Here is an 18,261-nt window from a genome sequence, read left to right on the forward strand (position 1 = left end):
CTCAAGGGGAAGGCTTCACTTCGAGATAAGACAATCGATCATCTTCCGTGATCTGTATCTCATAGCCCATTTCTTTCAGGGCGAGCAGGTTGGATCTTTTGTTGCCCGTCATCTTGGAGCGGCTTCTCGGATGGACGCGCAGGATGTATGCGCCGGGAACTTTATTCTTTAAAAGAATTATTGCTTGATCGAGCATGATTCGGCTCTCGCACAGCTCCTTGAACGCGGGGTGATAAGGTCCCGCAAGACGGTTTTCTTTCAGGCTTTCACTGTCGTGCAAGCCGACACGGATGACGCGGACGCCGTTTTCTTCAAACAGCCGGATCAACCGGGCGCACAGCGCAACCGCTTCTTCCAAGGTCTGCGGCTGATACAAGCCCTGTTCGTATAAATCGCCTAAGCGTGTGCCCTTCATGACGATCGTCGGATAGATCCGCACGCAGGACGGCTGTAACGCGATGAATTCCCGCGCGGTTTGTATATCCGAATCGGGGGTGCTTTGGTACAGTCCCGTCATCATCTGCAAGCCGAGATCGAAGCCGCGGCTTTTGATCAGCTCGCACGCACGGCGGACATCCGCAGCGGTGTGACCGCGCTCATTTGCCAAAAGGACGGCGTCATCCATGCTCTGCGCGCCGAGCTCGATGGTGGTAACACGGTAGGCTTTGAGTAAATCAAGAACCTCATCATCGATGCAGTCGGGGCGGGTGGAGATGCGGATGCCCTTGAAGCGGTCGATATACGGCACGGTCGCGTCGAGCAACATCATCATATACTCGCGGTCGATCGCCGTAAAGCTGCCGCCGAAAAAGGCGATCTCACTGTGGAATGAATTTTCTTTTAGAGAAATTAAAGCGGTTTCGATCGCGCTTTTAACATCCTCGGAGGTCGGCTGGTACGCCCTGCCGGTGATACTGCGCTGATCGCAGAAGGAGCACCGATGCGGACAGCCGTTGAACGGGATGAACAGCGCGACATTCGCGTGTGCTGACTTGCCTTTAATAGCCCATCAACTCCAGTGCTTCACGCGCCGCCTGCTGTTCCGCTTCTTTCTTGGAACGGCCGCCGCCCTTGCCGATGACATTGGAGTTCAGGCATACCTCGACCTTGAAGTGCTTGTCATGATCGGGTCCTGTCGCGCTCACCAGATGATATTCCAGCTTTTCGCCGGGGTTCTTCTGGATGATCTCCTGCAACTTCGTCTTATAATCCTTGAACGAACGATTCTTGTGCTGTTCGATCTCGGGCACAACAAAGCGCAGGATATGCTTTTCGGCGGGCTTCATACCGCCGTCGAGATAGATCGCCGCGATCAACGCCTCGAACGCGTCGGACACGATGGACGGACGCTTGGCGCCGCCGTTGCGGCGTTCACCGTTGGAAAGGCGCAGATAGGAACCCAGGTCGATCTGCTTGGCAAAATCAAACAGGCTCTTTTCGCACACCAGCGAAGCGCGGAGCTTTGTCAGCTCACCCTCGGGCAGATTCGGACAGTGCTTGTAGATATAGTCGGACACGACGATCGACAGCACCGCGTCGCCGAGGAACTCAAGGCGCTCGTTGTATTTCATATTCTTATGCTGCTCATGCGCGTACGAGGAATGGGTCATTGCCTCGGTCAGCAGAGCAGGGTCACGGAACGTGTAGCCGATGGCTTCCTGCAAATCTTTCATCACGCTTCTCCGCCCTCAGCTTCACTGATCTTACTCATTGCGTCGGTCACGGTGGCGATGATATCGGCGGAAACATAGTCCTTGCAGACACGGATCGCGTTCTTGATCGTCTTGGCGTTGGCGTTGCCGTGTGCCTTGAACACAGGCTTGGAACAGCCAAGAACAGCCGTGCCGCCGAACTCATCGAGATCCATTTCCTTTTTGAAGGCTTTCATGTCGCCGAGCACCAGCGCCGCGGCGATCTTGTTCTTCAGGTTCTTTGTGAAGATTCCCTTGATCTTGCCGAGCAGTGCCAGAGCGACGCCCTCGTAGGTCTTGATGATCATGTTGCCGGTGAAGCCGTCACATACGACGACGTCCGCGCCGTCGAGCGGAACATCGCGGCCTTCGATGTTGCCGACAAAATTGACAGGGGTATTCTGCAAAAGCTTATAGGTCTCCTGACGGAGCTCATCGCCCTTATGCTCCTCGGTGCCGACATTGGCGAGTCCGACACGGGGATCCTTGATGCCAATGACCTTGTTCATATACACCGAACCCATGATCGCGAACTGCTGGAGCACAGCGGGACGGACGTCGGTATTGATACCGCTGTCGATGACCATCGCCTTGCCGCTGACGGTCGGGATGACGGGTGCGAACGCGACACGCTTGACGCCCTTGATGCGCTTGACGATAAACATCGAGCCTGCGCCGATCGCGCCGGAGTTGCCGGCGGAGACAAAGGCGTCGCCCTCACCCTCCTTGAGCAGTCGGAATCCCGTCGCCAAAGAGGTGTCCGCCATCGCCTTGGTGCGGATTGCGGAGGGGGAATCGTTGTTGGTGAAGACGCCGGGCGCGTGATGGATAGCGATTCCGTCGAGGCTGATCTGATTGTCAGCCGCTACCTTGCGGATCGTTTCCTCCGCGCCGACGAGGAGGATATCGACGCCGTATTCGTTTTTGGCGTCTACCGCGCCTTTGATGATCTCGAGCGGGGCGTTGTCGCCGCCGAACGCGTCTACAATGATTTTCATACTACCAAATCCTTATCTATAATAATCATACAAACTGATTCAGCCTCCCTTTCCTAAGGGAGGTGGCTCCGAAGGAGCCGGAGGGTTGCCACGTGAAAAACAGAAAGTCTGAGGTGACAGTATTATAAAGAGTAGTATCAACCCTCAGTCGCTTCGCGACAGCTTCCTCGCCGGAAACGGCTCCCCCCTTGTCCTTCGGACATTCCCCCAACGGGGGCACCTTAGGAAAGGGAGCCTATTTCATTCTCCTTCATGAACTCAAGTAAATCAGAAAGCGAGCGATCGGCATATGCCTGTCCGCGTTCCGACTTGTCGCGCGGACGGTGTTCGAGCTCGGGCAGGATGCCGAAGTTAGCGCCCATGGGCTGGAAGTCAGTCACGAAGCTGTCGCTGATATACCGCGCCATCGCGCCCATCATCGTGGTCGGCGGCAGGGTGATCGTGTCCTTGCCGTCAAGCAGACGCGCGGCGTTGACGCCGCAGAGCAGTCCCGACGAGGCACTTTCCATATAGCCCTCGACGCCGGTGAGCTGACCGGCAAAGAAGCGGGTTTTATTTTCTTTATCAGAATAATCCGAATTGAGTATCTTCGGAGAATTGATGAAGGTGTTGCGGTGCATCACGCCGTAGCGCAAGAACTCCGCGTCGTGCAAAGCGGGGATCATGGAGAACACCCGCTTTTGCTCGCCGAATTTGAGGTTCGTCTGGAAGCCGACGAGGTTGTACATGGTGCCCGCGGCATTCTCCTTGCGTAATTGCAATACCGCCCACGGACGGTGACCGGTGCGCGGATCGCGCAGTCCGACGGGCTTCATCGGGCCGAAACGCACGGTGTCCAATCCACGCTGCGCCATCACCTCGATGGGCATACAACCCTCATAGACCTTGGGATTCATCACATCGAACTCGTGTACGGGAGCGCGTTCGGCGCTGACAAGCGCCTCGTGGAACGCCTCATACTCGGCTTTGTTCATCGGGCAGTTGAGGTAATCCTCTCCCCCGCCCTTGCCGTAGCGCGATTCATAAAACGCGTGTTCCATGTCGATGGAATCCGCCGAGACGATCGGCGCCGCCGCGTCGAAGAAGCGCAGACTCTCGCCGTAATGAGCGGCGATATCCCGGGCGAGCGCGTCATGGGTGAGCGGCCCTGTGGCGATGATCACCACACCGTCGTCGGGGATCGCGGTGATCTCCCGGGTGATATAGGTGATGTTCGGTTCGTTAAGGATCGCGTCCGTCACTAACGCGGAGAACTGTTCGCGGTCGACCGCCAGCGCTCCGCCCGCAGGCACGGCGCATCGGTCGGCACACTGCAGCAAGAGCGAGCCGAGGGTGCGCATCTCTTCCTTTAAGAGTCCGGCGGCGGAATTCACGCGCTTTGCCTTAAAGGAATTGGAGCAGACGATCTCACATAATTTTTCGGAATGATGGGCAGGGCTGAATTTGTTCGGCTTGGTATCGTAAAGGTCGACAGGAACACCTCTTTTGGAGAGCTGATATGCCGCCTCACAGCCGGCAAGCCCCGCGCCGATGATGGTTACTTTTTGCATAATGTTCGGTTGAGCATGGTGAGTCGGGCAAATATTAAGGTTGAGATTGCCACGGGACAGACACAGGTGTCCATCCCTCGTAATGACAATTGATATGCCCTCCTCATAATTTCATATTATCAATCGGGTGCGGGCAGCGCCCGCCCTCAACTATTCACTGATCACTGAAAACTGATCACTGAAATTTATTTCTTATACCCGCAGCCTTCGTGCTGGCAGAACAAGCCGCCTTTTTTGCCCTTGCGCTTAAAGAGGATGTCGCCGCAGTTGGGACAGCGCTCTTCGACCGGCTCGTACCATGACACAAAGTCGCAGTTCGGATAATTGGAGCAGCCATAGAAGATCTTGCCCTTGCCGGTGCGCTTCACGATGACGTCGCCGTCGCACTTGGGACATTTCACGCCCACGTTCTCCACATATTTCTTGACATTCTTACAATCGGGATAGCCGGGGCAGGCAATGAACTTGCCGTAGCGTCCGACCTTGACGACCATCTGTCTGCCGCATTTTTCGCAGATGATGTCCGTCTTGTCCTCTTCGAGCTCGATCTTGACGCCCTGCATATCGGCCTTCGCCTTTTTGAGGGTCTTGTCAAAATCGGTATAGAAGCCGTCGAGCAGCTCGACCCACTCGGTCTCACCGCTTTCGACGGTGTCGAGCTCCTGCTCCATCTGAGCGGTGAACTTGACATTGACGATCTTGGGGAAACGCTCCTTCATCAAGCCGGCAAGCGCCTCGCCGAGCTCGGTGGGAACCAGCGTCTTGCCCTCGCGCTTGACGTATTCACGCGAGGTGATGGTGGAGATCGTCGCGGCATAGGTAGAAGGTCTGCCGATGCCGTATTCCTCCAGCGCCTTGATCAGCGACGCTTCGGTAAAGCGCGCGGGCGGCTGGGTGAAATGCTGATTGCCGAGCAGCTCCTTCGCCTTGCAGGGGGTATCCTTTTCTAATGAGAGGATGCGGTTATCCTTATCGTCCTCGTCGTCCTTGCTCTCGACATAGAGAGTGGTGAAGCCGTCGAAGTCGACGCGGTAACCCGCCGCCTTGAAGATATAGCCGTTGCCCTCAATATCCGCCTGAGTGGTTTTCTGGATGCAGTCCGCCATCTGAGAAGCCATGAAGCGCTCCCAGATCAGCTTGTACAGCTTATACTGGTCGTTGGTGACACTGCCCTTGATCTGCGCGGGAGTGATCGACGGCGTGGAGGGACGGATCGCCTCGTGACCGTCCTGAGCACCCGCGCGGGATTTGAAGTGGCGGGGCTTGGCGGGCAGGTATTTATCGCCGTAGGTATCGCGGATGTAGGTCTGCGCGTCGGCGATCGCGTCATTGGAGATACGCAGGGAGTCGGTACGCATATAGGTGATCAGACCGATCGCGCCGATGCCCTCGAGCTCAACGCCTTCATAGAGCTCCTGTGCGACCTTCATGGTACGGCGGGACTGGAAATTGAGCTTACGGGAAGCCTCCTGCTGTAAGGTAGAGGTGATGAAGGGCGGTGCGGGGGATTTTTTGCGGGTGCCGTTCTTCACCTTGGTGATGATGAAATCGGCGCCCTCTAAATCAGCCAGAATCTTATCCGCCTGTTCTTTGTTCTTGATCTTGATCTTGCCGTTTTTGTCGCCGTAGAGCGCGGCGGAAAACGCCTTGCGCGAGCCCTTGGGGATGAACTTGGCGTCGATCGACCAATACTCCTCGGGCTTGAAGGCGCGGATCTCGTTCTCGCGGTCAACGATGATACGAACCGCGACGGACTGGACGCGTCCCGCACTCAGACCGCGATGGATCTTCTGCGATACAAAGGGGCTGAGCTTGTAGCCCACCAGACGGTCGAGGATGCGGCGCGCCTGCTGCGCGTTGACCAGATCGATATTGATGGTACGCGGTGACGCCATACCGTTTTTAACGCCGGTTTTGGTGATCTCGTTGAATTCCACACGATCCACCTCGTCGAGCGGCAAATCGAGCAGATAGGCAAGATGCCATGAGATCGCCTCTCCCTCGCGATCGGGGTCCGTCGCGAGATAGACTTTGTCGGAGCTTTTCGCCTTGCTCTGCAACTCGTCTACCAGCTTTTCTTTTCCCTTGATGACCTCATATTTCGGCGCGAAATTGTTGTTGACATCGACGCTCAGGCGTGCCGAGGGAAGATCCCTGACATGGCCCATGGACGCAACGACGTCATAATCCTTGCCGAGGTATTTTTTGATGGTTTTCGCCTTTGCCGGCGACTCCACGATAACAAGATTAGACATTGTGATTTGTCCTCCAAAAGGTTTGATTTCTGTTTTTGATATTGGTTGAGATTGCCACAGCTCTCGCGAGCTTCGCAATGACAATCGATAGTAGTTGAGATCAAAAGATCCTTATCATTTATTAATCTAATCACTGACCACTAATCACTGACCACTAATCACTGACCACTGATCACTGACCACTGATCACTGACCACTGATCACTATACGATCCGGTACATCCTGCCTTTTTCGGCTTTGATCAGCCCTTCGAGTTCCAGCTCGGTCAACGCCTGTAAAACGACGTTGACAGGGAGCTTGACGGCGGATGTGATCGTATCGATATGGATGGGCTCGGCTGTGACGGCATGATAGACCTTCACCGCGTCCGCGCTGACGTCGATATCGGTTTTATGCGTGGGGATATCCTCAACAATATCGTCGGGATCGCCCTCCAAACGGAACTGCGGATAATACGAGATGATGTCGGTATAATCCGTGACAGGGATCGCGCCGTCCTTGATCAGCGCGTTGGTGCCCTGTGAATAAGGCGAGGTGATGTTGCCCATCACGGCGAACACATCGCGGTTCTGTTCCAAAGCGTTGCGCGCCGTGATCAGCGAACCGCTTTTCGCGCCGGCTTCTATCACCAGAACGCCGTCGGACAATCCGGAAATGATGCGATTGCGTTCGGGGAAGGTATATTTGCCCGGCGGATAATCGGGCGGATATTCGCTGATAAGCGCCCCGCGTTCGGCAATGGTATTGCGCATGCGGGCATTTACCATCAGATAAGGATAGTTGATGCCGCAGCCTAACACGCAGAGCGTCACGCCGCCGACCTCCAGCGCCGCGGTATGGCTCAGGCTGTCGATACCGACCGCGCCGCCGCTGATGATGATCACACCCACCTTCGCGAGTGAGCCCGCGAGCACATGAGAGGTCCTCTTGCCGTAGGCGGTCGCGTTGCGCGTACCGACGATGCCGATGCTCAGACAGCGTTCAAAATCGGGCAGCCGCCCTTTCATATATAATACCGCGGGCGGATCGTAGATATCCTTGAGTTTTTCGGGATAATTCGGATCGTCCAGCGACACGATACTGATACCGAGCTCGTTGCACCGCGCGATCACCTCATACGCTTTTGCGACAGGCGTAGCTTCAAGAGCGGAAATATCCTTGTCGTTCAGAACGCCGGATAATCGCCACTCCATGACCCCGCCCTGATAAAATGCGGTGATATTCGGATAGATTGACGCGAGCGCCTTGCACTTGGGCGTACTGTAGCCGAGTGCGAGGCTGAGCCAGATATAGTATTTTGTCGCGTTGGTCATTTTTTCATTTCCCAGAGAATGATACTTGCGGCGGCGGAGACATTCAGCGATTCCGCGTCGCCGCGCATCGGAATATACAGCCGATGGGTACACGCCTCAATGGTCTTGGGCGTGATGCCGTTGCCCTCATTGCCAACAACAGCCAACACCGCTCCCTCGAATGAGCAGTCATTCAAAGAAACGGAGTTTTCATCGAGCACCGCCGCGTAGGTCGTGCCGAATGCGTTGAAGCGTCCGATCAGCCCGGGCAGGTCGTCGGTGATATGGAATGACAATCGGAACACCGCGCCCATACTGCCGCGCGCTACCTTGGGCGCGTAGATATCACAGCAGTCACGGGTCAAAACGACCGCATCAACACCCAGCGCCTCGGCAGTTCTCAGGATCGTACCGAGGTTGACGGGATCCTGTACGGTCTCCAAAGCCAATACTTTTCCATTATTCTTAATTTTATCAAAGTCGATGGTTTTGTCAAGTGTTTTTATGATGAACAATACGCCCTGCGGCGTTTTTGTATCGGATACCGCGGAAAAGATGTTGTCTTTGAGCAGGAATGTCTGATCCGTGATCGAGGCGGTATCCTGTACGAAGGAGGCGTTCTTCGCGTAAAAGCTCTCGGAAAAGAACGCGGAGACGATCTCGGCGCCGCTTTTGATCGCGTCGCCGCAAAGGCGCAGCCCTTCCGCGACAAATACGCCCTCTTTCCTGCGGAAGGACGCGGAGGAAAGGAGCTTTTTGATGGTTTTGATTCGTTTATTTTCTTTAGAAGAAATTTGTTCCATAGTGTTACCTGTTGTGATGTGTGTCGTGTGTATCGATTGTAGGGACGAGCAGTGCTCGTCCGCATGGCAGAAGCGTTTGTTTCCTATCTAATGTTTTCGGTTATTGAAACGCCCGTCATCCTGCGGATGGTCGATGACCATCCCTACGGAAGCAAGCATTTGCTTCGCATTGAGACGACATCTGATTCAACCCTTTCGGGAGGAGCGAGCCCCTCCCCTACAGTAAACGTCGCATAATAATTGTAGGGGTCGGCATTTGAACACGTGTGTTCGACAACCCGCGGCAGGACGTTTGATATGCTCTGTGGTTGGGTTACAATCAATGATCGTTTCAGAATATTTGTAGGGGAGCGCCTTGGTGCTCCCGCGGCAGGGCGTTTGATAACGAACCATGTTGGTCGAGATAACGAAACATTTCCGTAGGGACGAGCAGTGCTCGTCCGCATGGCAGAAGCGTTTGTTTCCTATCTAATGTTTTCGGTTATTGAAACGCCCGTCATCCTGCGGATGGTCGATGACCATCCCTACGGAAGCAGACATTTGCTTCGCGTTTTGGTGGCATACGCCGGAAAGGTTGCGGTACGTCGGCAAGCGCCGTACCCTACGGAAAAATTGATTTGCTCCGCGTTTCAGTGGCATATATTGGATAGTTTACGGGAGGAGCAAACACGCGTGCCACGCCCCTCCCCTACAGTAAACGTCGCATAATAATTGTAGGGGTCGACATTTATGACGACCCACGGAAGGGCGTTTGATACGCTATGCGTTTGGGTGACATTCAATGAACGTTTCAGCATATTTGTAGGGGAGCGCCTTGGTGCTCCCGCGGCAGGGCGTTTGATAACGAACCATGTCGGTCGAGGAAACGAAACATTTCCGTAGGGACGAGCATTGCTCGTTCGCATGGCAGAAGCGTTTATTTCCTATCTCACGTTTTCGGTTATTGAAACGCCCGTCATTCTGCGGATGGTCGATGACCATCCCTACAGAAGCAGACATTTGCTTCGCGTTTTGGTGGCATACGCCGGAAAGGTTACGGTACGTCGGCAAGCGCCGTACCCTACGGAGAAATGGATCTGCTTCGCGTTTGGGTGGCATCTTGACAGATGTTTCGGCGGGAGCAAGCCCCCGCCCTACAATAAACGTTGATTTGCTTCGCATTGGAGTGACATATATTGGATAGGTTACGGGAGGAGCAAGCCCCTCCCCTACAATATGAGCCATCCCCTACAGTAAACATTTCAGCATATTTGTAGGGGAGCGCCTTGGTGCTCCCGCGGCAGGGCGTTTGATAACGAACCATGTTGGTCGAGGAAAGGGAACATTTCCGTAGGGACGAGCATTGCTCGTCCGCGTGGCAGAAGCGTTTGTTTCCTATCTATGGTTTTCGATAACGAAAACGCCCGTCATCCTGCGGATGGTCGATGACCATCCCTACGGAAGCAAGCATTTGCTTCGCGTTTGGGTGACATCTTTACAGACGTTTCGGGAGGAGCAAGCCCCTCCCCTACAGTAAACGTCGCATAATAATTGTAGGGGTCGGCATTTGAACACGTGTGTTCGACAACCCGCGGCAGGACGTTTGATATGCTCTGTGGTTGGGTTACATTCAATGATCGTTTCAGAATATTTGTAGGGGAGCGCCTTGGTGCTCCCGCGGCAGGGCGTTTGATAACGAACCATGTCGGTCGAGGAAACGAAACATTTCCGTAGGGACGAGCATTGCTCGTTCGCATGGCAGAAGCGTTTATTTCCTATCTCACGTTTTCGGTTATTGAAACGCCCGTCATTCTGCGGACGACCGGTGGTCGTCCCTACGGAAGCAGATATTTGCTTCGCGTTTGGGTGACATCTTTACAGACGTTTCGGGAGGAGCAAGCCCCTCCCCTACAGTAAACGCTGCATAATACTTGTAGGGGTCGGCGACCTCGACGACCCGTGGTAGGTCATTGGTCAAAATGCAGTTTCCGTTGAGGAGATGCGTGTTTTGTAGGGTACGGCGCTTGCCGACGTACCGCATGGTAGAAGCATCGTATTCCTATCTTACGTTTTTGAAAACGAAAACGCCCGTCATTCTCGGTACGTCATAAATGCCGTACCCTACGGAGAAATAGATCTGCTTTGCGTTTGGGTGATATCTTTACATGCGTTGCGGGATGTCGCAAGCGTCATCCCCTACGGTAAACGTTTACTGTGCTTCGCGATAGAATGGGATCTAATCCGTCGTTTTCGGATCGTCAAGACGCCGACCCCTACCATATAATAATATATGACGGCGGACAATATAAAAGCGTTTGGGATGACCCAAACGCAGTTATAGCTTATTAGTTAGGCGTTTTTAACCTGCTCTACGAGAGCGGTGAAAGCGGCGGGATCGGCGATCGCGATCTCGGACAGAACCTTGCGGTTCAGGGTGATGCCGGCTTTCTTCAGACCGTTCATAAAGGTAGAATAGTTGGTGCCGTTAGCCTTGCAGCCGGCAGAGATACGGGTGATCCACAGTCTGCGGAAATCTCTCTTCTTCTGCTTGCGGCCGATGTAAGCGTAGTTACCGCTCTTCATCACCTGCTGCTTCGCCATCTTAAAGTGCTTACTTTTTGCACCGTAATAGCCCTTAGCGAGCTTTAATGTCTTTTTTCTTCTCTTGCGAGTCATCATCGCGCCTTTAATACGTGCCATTTATCTTTACCTCCGATAATTCTAAAGTCAATTAAGCGTTGATTATTTGTAGGGGATCAGGCGCTTTACCTGAGCTACATTGGTCTTATCTGCGACAGCAGTCTTTCTCAGACCTCTCTTACGCTTGGTGGTCTTCTTGTTCAGGATATGGCTCTTGTTAGCGTGAGCGCGGATAACCTTACCGTTCTTGCTCAGTTTGAAACGCTTCTTCGCGCCGCTGTGTGTTTTGATCTTAGGCATATTGATATTCCTCCTTTTAATCGGTTGAGATTGCCGCGGGCTGACAGCAGTCGAGCCCTTGCAATGACTTTGACTTTGTTACTTGGTGGGCTTAGTGGGCTTGGGAGCCAGGAACATGATCATCTGGCGGCCGTCCAGTTTAGCGGGACGTTCGATATTCGCCTCTTCGGCGCAAGCGTCGGAAAAACGCTTCATGATATCATAGCCGTACTCGGAATGTCCCATCTCTCTTCCGCGAAAGCGGATAGAAACCTTGACCTTATCACCGTGAGCCAAGAATTTTTTGGCGTTCTTGAGCTTGGTGTTAAAGTCATGAGTATCGATATTCAGGGAGAGCTTAATCTCCTTGACCTCGACGGTATGCTGATTTTTTCTCGCCTCTTTTTCACGCTTCGCCTGTTCAAAGCGATACTTGCCGTAGTCCATGATCTTGCAGACAGGCGGCTTAGCCTGGGGAGCGATCTTGACGAGGTCGAGATTCTTTTCGTCCGCGATATGCTGGGCGTCGGCAGCCGACATAATGCCGAGCTGAGTGCCGTCAGATCCGATTACGCGTAACTCTCTGTCACGAATTTCCTCATTGATTTGAGGTTCCTGTTTAGCGATGTGTAAGCACCTCCAAAGTTTCTTTAACAAATGAAAAAGCGGACAGAAGGCTCCGTCCGCATACAATACAAAGATAAGGGAAAACTCCCCGATTGTATTGACCCGTGCAGACGACACCCCACAGGTGAAAGCCGTATCCGCAATAATTACGGAATTCCGCTTTACTTTGTTTTCGTTATGTATTATAATATCTTCAATATTGTTTGTCAAGAATTATTTTTGTAAAAAAATAGATTATACTGTTTTCTAATAAAACAGCTTAGCATCTGTTGCGTCTAATTCCGTATAACTTTGTTGTCGTCGTCGCTCGCTGTACTCGCTGAGAGTGGTCAGGTGTGACCACTCTCGTGCTCGTGTTGCGGCTCCTCCTCTCCCCACCGCGCAGGGCGCGTCGGGGACCCCGAGATTTGACATACGCCGGTATGCCCGCGTCGTCCGCCTCGTTCTACACAATTATCCGTTAACATCTGTTTAATCCGTTTTATTAGAAACCAGTATTATTATAATAAACACAGATCAAAATGCGTTGCCGCTTCCCTTAAAAATCGCGATGGTGGCAAAAGATCAAGCAAAATGTAGGTGAAACAACGTGCAATATTATCCGCAACCGACACAATATCCCTATCCCCCGCAGCAATATATGCAGCCGGTCTATTATCCGCCGCAGCCCAGTCCCGAACAGCAGCGTGAAAACACCTATCGCCGCCTGCTCAGAAAAAACGCCAACAGCGTGGGTACGCTCCTGCTCCTGTTCTTCGGCGCGGAATTGGTCATCGGCGTTATCGTGGTACTGATATTGACCCTGCTGGGGCTTCAAGGTCAGGGCACGACGGGAGAATTGATCCTGCTGGAAAACGGCGCGATCTCCATGATCGTCTTTTTCGTCGTCGGCGTCATCTACTGTCTGATCCGCAAATTGCGTTTTGCTTCTATTTTTCCTTTTGAGAAAATAGGTGCGGGATTTTTGACGCAATTATGCGTGGTCGGACTGACCTTCTCGCTGATGAGCAACTATGTCGTGTCTTTGGTCAACGGCGTTTTCGGACTGTTCGGCGTTGAGAACACCGGCGGCAGCTTTGAAGTCGGCGATCAGCCGAATGTCCTTTTGTACCTTTTGGTCGTTGCGGTCCTGCCCGCGTTCGCGGAAGAATTCGCGTTCCGCGGCATCATCATGGGCGTGCTCAGACCGTATTCGGAGGGGCTGGCGATCCTGATCTCCTCCGCGGCTTTCGCGCTGATGCACGGCAACTTTGTACAGCTGCCGTTCACCTTCTGCTGCGGACTGGTATTCGCGTTCATCGACATCAAGGTCAACTCCCTGCTGCCTTCTATCATCATCCACTTTTTGAATAACGGACTGTCCGTTCTTTCGGATATCCTTATCTCCTATAAGATTCTGGATGAAGCAACCGCCAATATGTGCTACGGCGTCCTCTTTGTGATCCTCGGCATCCTCTCATTCATCTTCATCAAGCGATTCGTCAACAAGGATGACGGCAGCTTCTTCACGGTCAAAAACGGCAACACCGTACTGCCGTATAAGGAGAAGGTCAAGACGGCGATCACCTCCCCTACCCTGATCGCGTTTGCCGCTGTGATGGTGTCCTATAGCCTGCTCACCCTGATCACAGGCGCCGCGTAATGGATGAAAGAATGATGGAGCGGGCGCTCGAGCTCGCGCAGGAAGCCTTTGACGACGGCGAGGTGCCGGTAGGCGCCGTTGTCGTGCGCAAGGGCGAGATCGTCGGCGAGGGCAGGAACCGCCGTGAAAAAGGTAAAAACGCGCTGTATCACGCGGAGCTTGAAGCGATCGATAACGCCTGCAAGCATTTAGGCGGCTGGCGGCTGTGGGAATGTGAGCTGTATGTCACCTTAGAGCCCTGTCCCATGTGCGCCGGCGCGATCGTCAACGCGAGGATCCCGCAGGTCTATTTCGGCGCGTATGATCCGAAGAACGGCTGCTGCGGCTCAGTGGCGGATGTACTGAATCTGCCGCTGGCGTTTCATCCCGCTTATCAGGGCGGGGTGATGCAGGAAAAATGCAGCGGGATATTGAGCGAGTTTTTTAAACGGCTGAGATAATACAGGCAACGGAACAATCGATCATCATCCGACGTATCAACCCTCAGTCACCGGACGCGCATGTCCGGCGACAGCCCTCCTCAGCGGAGGCAGCAGACCCTTTTGTCCGCTTTGCGGACATTTCCCCTAACAGGGGAATCTCCTTAGGAAAGGGAGCCTCAAAGAAAGCATCAACAATATGAAAATCATCAAAAACGGTACGATCATCCTCATCATCGGCGTGATCGGACTGATCGCCGTCATCGGCGTACTGCTGTATTTGCAATACACCTATGAACAGCCCGCGAGGAGTTATACCCCCGAAGAGATCGCCGAGATCAAGCCCGATCCGATCAACATCAATACCGCCTCCTTGGAGGAGCTGAGCACCCTGCCGGGGCTTACGGAAAAGCAGGCGCAGAGCATCATCGAGTATCGGGAGGAAAACGGAGATTTCGGATCCGCCGAGGATATCCTGAAGGTCAAAGGGATCGGTGAAAAGACATATCGCAGATTCGCCTTTTTCATCACAACAAAATAAACAGATAAAAAGCGCTTCGGATTCCGAAGCGCTTATCTTTTACTGTACTTTCTCTACTTCCTGCGCGGCAAGCATGACGCTGATCTTGGCGGTGGCAAAGGAAATGCCTCCCTGCAAATACACCGCGTAAGGCTCTCGCAAAGGCCCGTCGGCGGAGATCTCGATGGAGGAGCCGAGGGTAAAGGCACCCGCCGCCATGATGACGTCGCTGTCGTAGCCCGGCATGGGTGACGGCTGCGGTGTGACGAAGCTGTCAATCGGCGAACCGCTCTGGATGCCGCGGCAGAACGCGCAGAGCTTTTCGGGCGTGCCGAGGGTGATCACATCGATGATATCACCGCGGCGCTGTCGGTAATTCGGCTCAACATCGTAGCCGAGCACCTCGAAGAGCGCCGACGCGAATACGGCGGTCTTGATCGCCTCTGCCGTCGCGACAGGGGCATGGTAGGCGCCGAGGTACATCTCTCGCAGGGTGCCGAGCGTACAGCCCAGTTCTCTGCCTGTTCCCGGCGTAGATAAACGATAAGCGCACAGCTCGACCAGATCGGCTCTGCCCGCGATGTAGCCGCCGGTAGGCGCGATACCGCCGCCCGCGTTCTTGATCATGGAGCCCGCCATCAGATCGACGCCGACCGTAATGGGCGATTCAACCTCCGTGAACTCGCCGTAGCAGTTATCGAGCATGATAACGGTATCGGGAGATAACGGCTTGACGATATCACAGATCGCTTTGATCTCCTTGTTCCTCAATGAAGGGCGTTGCGCATAGCCCTTGCTGCGCTGGATATACACCATTTTGGGCTTCTTTTCGGCAACCGCCTTTTTGACGCCCTCGAGGTCAACGGTACCGTCGGATAGCAGATCGACCTCGCTGTATCTGACGCCGAAATCGACCAGCGATCCCGAACATTCGGTGATGCCGATCACAGGTTGGATGGTATCATACGGCGTGCCGGTCACGCTCAGCATCTCGTCGCCGGGGCGCAGTACGCCGAACAGCGCGACGGTGAGCGTATGGGTGCCGCTCAAAAAATGCTGACGCGCCAAAGCGTCCTCCGCGTCGAAAACATAGGCGTAGATCTTATCGAGCGTATCTCTGCCGCGGTCATCGTAGCCGTAGCCTGTCGAGCCCGCGAACATCGCCTCGCTGACATGGTATTCCTGAAACGCTTTGAGCATCTTTTGCTGGTTATATTCTTTGATCCGCTCGATCTCTTCAAAATGCGCGCGGCAAAGCTCCATCGCCTTGTCGGCGGCGGAGCGTATTTTTTCATTGATTTCAAATAAGTTCTTCATATTCTCTCCATATGGCGGAATGGTCATTCCTTATCGAAAAGAACGATTCTCCCGTTGGTCGATCAATTTGTACAATCCCTCAGTCGCCTGACGGCGACAGCTCCCATTTACCAAAGGGAGCCTAATATTTCTGCAAATTCGGCGCAGATCGTGAACCCTGAGTTCTGATAAAATCGGGTATTCGCTTCACTGGCGCTGAAAACGTAAGCCTCTCTGCCCCGCGCGTTGATTTGCGACGCAAGCGTCCGCACCAGTTCGCGCGATAATCCCCTGCGGCGAAAGTCGGGATGGGTCGCCACAGCGCCGAGGATAACAGCGGATGACGTTTCTGACACAGTCATTAAACCGGACACAAGTGTCCCGTCGATATCCGTGCCGAGGATCGTGCATTTCCCGAGATTGCGGCGGTGGGTCACATCGGACAAAAAGGTCATGTATTCCGGGACGATAAATATGTCGCTCGCACAGCTCTGCAGCAGCTCATAAAACGGCTTGATCTCGGGTGAATATAATTCCAATACAGAATTATAGTACTCACCGTTATAGCGCAAAACCTGCCCATCGATCACACGATCCGCCTTGATTTCAAGGGAAAATTTGCGGGCGGACATGACCGCTCCCGCTCCCTGAAAACGCAGGAAGGAGCTGATCTCTTCGAGATCGGAATCATCGGTGAGATACAGGCTGAACTTATCCTCAAAGCGTGAGATCACCGAAGTGAGTTTACTCTCTGTTTCCTGCACCCAAAAGCCGACAAAATCATATCCTCCGCCATAGCTTTCGTACAGCGAGAGGATACGGGTATAAAACGGATCGTTTGTCAAAAAGGAACGCAGGCTTTCTCGGTCTGCCTGTCGGATCATAGGGCGTTGACCAGCGCTTTGAAGTGCTTGCCGCGCGCGTCAAAATCCTTGTACAGATCGAAGCTCGCGGACGCCGGCGACATCGACACGATATCGCCCTCCACCGCTTTTTCACGCGCGCATTTTACCGCTTCTTCCATGTCGTTGACACGAATGATGACGGGATTGTTCTCGGAGTATTTGGACGACTGACGGATCGCGGTCTCGATCTTGTCGGCAGTCGCGCCCATCAGGATCGCGATCTTGACCTTGTCGCAGATCTTGTCGCCCAGCTCGGTGTAATCCAAGTGCTTGTCATAGCCGCCCGCGATCAAAATCAGCTTGAAGTCATAGAGCGACAGGGTGCCGCTGGCGGTACGGGTCGGGCTGGAGGCGATGGAATCGTTATAATACTTGACGCCGTCGAGCTCGCGGACGAACTCGGCGCGATGCTCCACACCGCCGAATTCACGCGCGACCTTGCGGATGCTTTCGACGCTGACGTCACCCCACACGGCGCAAATCGCCGTCATATAATTCTCGACATTGTGCATACCGGGGATCTTGATCTCGCGGATGTCGAGAACATCAAAGATCTTGCCGTCCTCCGCATACTCGATGGTGTTGCCGTCGAGGTACGCGCCGTGACGGAGCTTTTTGCCGCGGGAGAAAAAGACGACCTCTCCCTTACAGCTCAGGTCAAACAAGCGGGTGATCTCGTTATCGTAATTCAGAACCGCCTTTTGATTTTCATTCTGATAAAGAATTATATTTCTTTTTGCTTCTATGTACTCGTCCATGTCCTTGTGGATGTCGAGGTGGTTGGGCGCGAGGTTGGTCACGACCGCAACGTCGGGGCTCTGACGCATGGAGATCAGCTGGAAGGAGCTCAGCTCCACGACGCACACATCCTCGGGCGAGATGGTCTCGATCTCAGGCAGGAGGGGCTTGCCGATATTGCCGCCGACATGGACGGTATAACCGTCGGCTCTCAGCATCTCGGCGATAACGGAGGTGGTTGTGGTCTTGCCGTCGGAGCCGGTCACCGCGTAGATCTTGCACGGACAGATATCGAAGAAGATCTCCATCTCGGAGCTGATGGTCACGCCTTTCTCACGCAGGGCGTTGAGCTCGTCACACCAGAACGGCATACCGGGGGTGCGCAGCGCGATATCGACGTCGATATCGTCAAGGTAGTGTTCGCCTAAGGAAAGTTGAGCGCCGTCCGCCTTTGCCTTTTCGGCGGCCTCGCCGAGCGCTTCTTCGTTGCGCTTATCACAGGCGATGACGGTCGCGCCGTATTTGGTGAACAGCGGGATCAGCGGCATATGACTGCGGCCCATGCCGATCAGCGCAATGCGTTTTCCGCGAATCGATTCAAAAAAGCTGTCCATACTCTGTTTCATT

18 protein-coding genes are annotated in these 18,261 nt (G+C 53.9%); 5 read left to right on the top strand and 13 right to left on the bottom strand.

Translation table 11 applies throughout. From position 1 onward, the window contains the following. Window position 1: 1 nt before the first annotated feature. From JKK62_RS04930 to JKK62_RS04960, 7 genes are all read right to left on the bottom strand, one after another. On the bottom strand, window positions 2-1,003 hold the full coding sequence (locus JKK62_RS04930) for an elongator complex protein 3 (protein WP_186833039.1): 1,002 nt from the start codon (window positions 1,001-1,003) through the stop codon (window positions 2-4). Next, window positions 999-1,673, bottom strand: coding sequence for a ribonuclease III (rnc, locus tag JKK62_RS04935; RefSeq protein WP_186832999.1), 675 nt, complete (start codon window positions 1,671-1,673; stop codon window positions 999-1,001). Before rnc ends, JKK62_RS04930 begins: the two co-directional genes overlap by 5 nt. Further along, window positions 1,673-2,689: a phosphate acyltransferase PlsX gene (gene plsX / locus JKK62_RS04940; RefSeq protein WP_186832998.1), complete on the bottom strand. Its 1,017-nt coding sequence runs from the start codon at window positions 2,687-2,689 to the stop codon at window positions 1,673-1,675. Before plsX ends, rnc begins: the two co-directional genes overlap by 1 nt. Window positions 2,690-2,910: 221 nt before the next feature. Next, window positions 2,911-4,239, bottom strand: a complete 1,329-nt coding sequence (trmFO, locus tag JKK62_RS04945) for a methylenetetrahydrofolate--tRNA-(uracil(54)-C(5))-methyltransferase (FADH(2)-oxidizing) TrmFO (protein ID WP_186832997.1) — start codon at window positions 4,237-4,239, stop codon at window positions 2,911-2,913. A 185-nt stretch (window positions 4,240-4,424) separates the two neighbouring features. Further along, a complete protein-coding gene (topA, locus tag JKK62_RS04950) occupies window positions 4,425-6,494 on the bottom strand; it encodes a type I DNA topoisomerase (protein ID WP_186832996.1) in 2,070 nt (689 codons plus the stop codon). Window positions 6,495-6,697: 203 nt separating this feature from the next. Further along, window positions 6,698-7,807 carry a DNA-processing protein DprA gene (dprA, locus tag JKK62_RS04955; RefSeq protein ID WP_186832995.1) on the bottom strand — a complete coding sequence of 370 codons (1,110 nt, stop codon included), beginning with the start codon at window positions 7,805-7,807 and terminating at the stop codon, window positions 6,698-6,700. Further along, on the bottom strand, window positions 7,804-8,589 hold the full coding sequence (locus JKK62_RS04960) for a TrmH family RNA methyltransferase (protein WP_186832994.1): 786 nt from the start codon (window positions 8,587-8,589) through the stop codon (window positions 7,804-7,806). The genes dprA and JKK62_RS04960 overlap by 4 nt, the downstream gene beginning before the upstream one ends. A gap of 63 nt (window positions 8,590-8,652) precedes the next feature. On the opposite strand from JKK62_RS04960, the gene JKK62_RS04965 reads away from it, so the two are divergent. Further along, on the top strand, window positions 8,653-8,826 hold the full coding sequence (locus JKK62_RS04965; RefSeq protein WP_201427110.1) for a hypothetical protein: 174 nt from the start codon (window positions 8,653-8,655) through the stop codon (window positions 8,824-8,826). Between the two features lie 666 nt (window positions 8,827-9,492). Beyond that, window positions 9,493-9,738, top strand: coding sequence for a hypothetical protein (locus JKK62_RS04975; RefSeq protein ID WP_201427112.1), 246 nt, complete (start codon window positions 9,493-9,495; stop codon window positions 9,736-9,738). A gap of 1,179 nt (window positions 9,739-10,917) precedes the next feature. Here JKK62_RS04975 and rplT read toward each other — a convergent pair. The 3 genes from rplT to infC all read right to left on the bottom strand — a co-directional run bounded on the left by rplT (window position 10,918) and on the right by infC (window position 12,144). After that, a complete protein-coding gene (rplT, locus tag JKK62_RS04980) occupies window positions 10,918-11,268 on the bottom strand; it encodes a 50S ribosomal protein L20 (protein ID WP_186832993.1) in 351 nt (116 codons plus the stop codon). A gap of 42 nt (window positions 11,269-11,310) precedes the next feature. Continuing rightward, window positions 11,311-11,508, bottom strand: a complete 198-nt coding sequence (rpmI, locus tag JKK62_RS04985) for a 50S ribosomal protein L35 (RefSeq protein WP_186832992.1) — start codon at window positions 11,506-11,508, stop codon at window positions 11,311-11,313. Between the two features lie 78 nt (window positions 11,509-11,586). Next, complete coding sequence (infC, locus tag JKK62_RS04990) at window positions 11,587-12,144, bottom strand: translation initiation factor IF-3 (protein WP_243411762.1); 558 nt, start codon at window positions 12,142-12,144, stop codon at window positions 11,587-11,589. A 559-nt stretch (window positions 12,145-12,703) separates the two neighbouring features. On the opposite strand from infC, the gene JKK62_RS17955 reads away from it, so the two are divergent. The 3 genes from JKK62_RS17955 (at window position 12,704) to JKK62_RS05005 (ending at window position 14,716) form a co-directional block, all read left to right on the top strand. Continuing rightward, complete coding sequence (locus JKK62_RS17955; protein WP_201427113.1) at window positions 12,704-13,756, top strand: CPBP family intramembrane glutamic endopeptidase; 1,053 nt, start codon at window positions 12,704-12,706, stop codon at window positions 13,754-13,756. Further along, on the top strand, window positions 13,756-14,196 hold the full coding sequence (locus JKK62_RS05000; RefSeq protein ID WP_186832989.1) for a nucleoside deaminase: 441 nt from the start codon (window positions 13,756-13,758) through the stop codon (window positions 14,194-14,196). The genes JKK62_RS17955 and JKK62_RS05000 overlap by 1 nt, the downstream gene beginning before the upstream one ends. 178 nt (window positions 14,197-14,374) lie before the next feature. Continuing rightward, the gene (locus JKK62_RS05005; protein WP_186832988.1) at window positions 14,375-14,716 is read left to right on the top strand and encodes a ComEA family DNA-binding protein; all 342 of its coding nucleotides are present in this window, start codon (window positions 14,375-14,377) and stop codon (window positions 14,714-14,716) included. Window positions 14,717-14,755: 39 nt separating this feature from the next. On the opposite strand, the gene JKK62_RS05010 is transcribed toward JKK62_RS05005, so the two are convergent. From JKK62_RS05010 to murD, 3 genes are all read right to left on the bottom strand, one after another. After that, window positions 14,756-16,012, bottom strand: a complete 1,257-nt coding sequence (locus JKK62_RS05010) for a methionine gamma-lyase family protein (RefSeq protein WP_186832987.1) — start codon at window positions 16,010-16,012, stop codon at window positions 14,756-14,758. Between the two features lie 107 nt (window positions 16,013-16,119). Next, the gene (locus tag JKK62_RS05015; protein ID WP_186832986.1) at window positions 16,120-16,875 is read right to left on the bottom strand and encodes a GNAT family N-acetyltransferase; all 756 of its coding nucleotides are present in this window, start codon (window positions 16,873-16,875) and stop codon (window positions 16,120-16,122) included. Further along, window positions 16,872-18,260 carry a UDP-N-acetylmuramoyl-L-alanine--D-glutamate ligase gene (gene murD / locus JKK62_RS05020; RefSeq protein WP_186832985.1) on the bottom strand — a complete coding sequence of 463 codons (1,389 nt, stop codon included), beginning with the start codon at window positions 18,258-18,260 and terminating at the stop codon, window positions 16,872-16,874. Before murD ends, JKK62_RS05015 begins: the two co-directional genes overlap by 4 nt. Between the last annotated feature and the right edge of the window lies 1 nt (window position 18,261).

Source organism: Ruminococcus difficilis (assembly GCF_016680995.1).

What these genes read in the sequence shown, in the direction of transcription:
- JKK62_RS04965 (WP_201427110.1), top strand. Translation starts at nt 8,653, where the DNA reads ATGGCAGAAGCGTTTGTTTCCTATCTAATGTTTTCGGTTATTGAAACG.
- topA (WP_186832996.1), bottom strand. Translation starts at nt 6,494, where the DNA reads ATGTCTAATCTTGTTATCGTGGAGTCGCCGGCAAAGGCGAAAACCATC.
- JKK62_RS05000 (WP_186832989.1), top strand. Translation starts at nt 13,756, where the DNA reads ATGGATGAAAGAATGATGGAGCGGGCGCTCGAGCTCGCGCAGGAAGCC.
- plsX (WP_186832998.1), bottom strand. Translation starts at nt 2,689, where the DNA reads ATGAAAATCATTGTAGACGCGTTCGGCGGCGACAACGCCCCGCTCGAG.
- dprA (WP_186832995.1), bottom strand. Translation starts at nt 7,807, where the DNA reads ATGACCAACGCGACAAAATACTATATCTGGCTCAGCCTCGCACTCGGC.
- rplT (WP_186832993.1), bottom strand. Translation starts at nt 11,268, where the DNA reads ATGGCACGTATTAAAGGCGCGATGATGACTCGCAAGAGAAGAAAAAAG.
- trmFO (WP_186832997.1), bottom strand. Translation starts at nt 4,239, where the DNA reads ATGCAAAAAGTAACCATCATCGGCGCGGGGCTTGCCGGCTGTGAGGCG.
- JKK62_RS04960 (WP_186832994.1), bottom strand. Translation starts at nt 8,589, where the DNA reads ATGGAACAAATTTCTTCTAAAGAAAATAAACGAATCAAAACCATCAAA.
- JKK62_RS05010 (WP_186832987.1), bottom strand. Translation starts at nt 16,012, where the DNA reads ATGAAGAACTTATTTGAAATCAATGAAAAAATACGCTCCGCCGCCGAC.
- murD (WP_186832985.1), bottom strand. Translation starts at nt 18,260, where the DNA reads ATGAAACAGAGTATGGACAGCTTTTTTGAATCGATTCGCGGAAAACGC.
- JKK62_RS05005 (WP_186832988.1), top strand. Translation starts at nt 14,375, where the DNA reads ATGAAAATCATCAAAAACGGTACGATCATCCTCATCATCGGCGTGATC.
- JKK62_RS05015 (WP_186832986.1), bottom strand. Translation starts at nt 16,875, where the DNA reads ATGATCCGACAGGCAGACCGAGAAAGCCTGCGTTCCTTTTTGACAAAC.
- rpmI (WP_186832992.1), bottom strand. Translation starts at nt 11,508, where the DNA reads ATGCCTAAGATCAAAACACACAGCGGCGCGAAGAAGCGTTTCAAACTG.
- rnc (WP_186832999.1), bottom strand. Translation starts at nt 1,673, where the DNA reads ATGAAAGATTTGCAGGAAGCCATCGGCTACACGTTCCGTGACCCTGCT.
- JKK62_RS04975 (WP_201427112.1), top strand. Translation starts at nt 9,493, where the DNA reads ATGGCAGAAGCGTTTATTTCCTATCTCACGTTTTCGGTTATTGAAACG.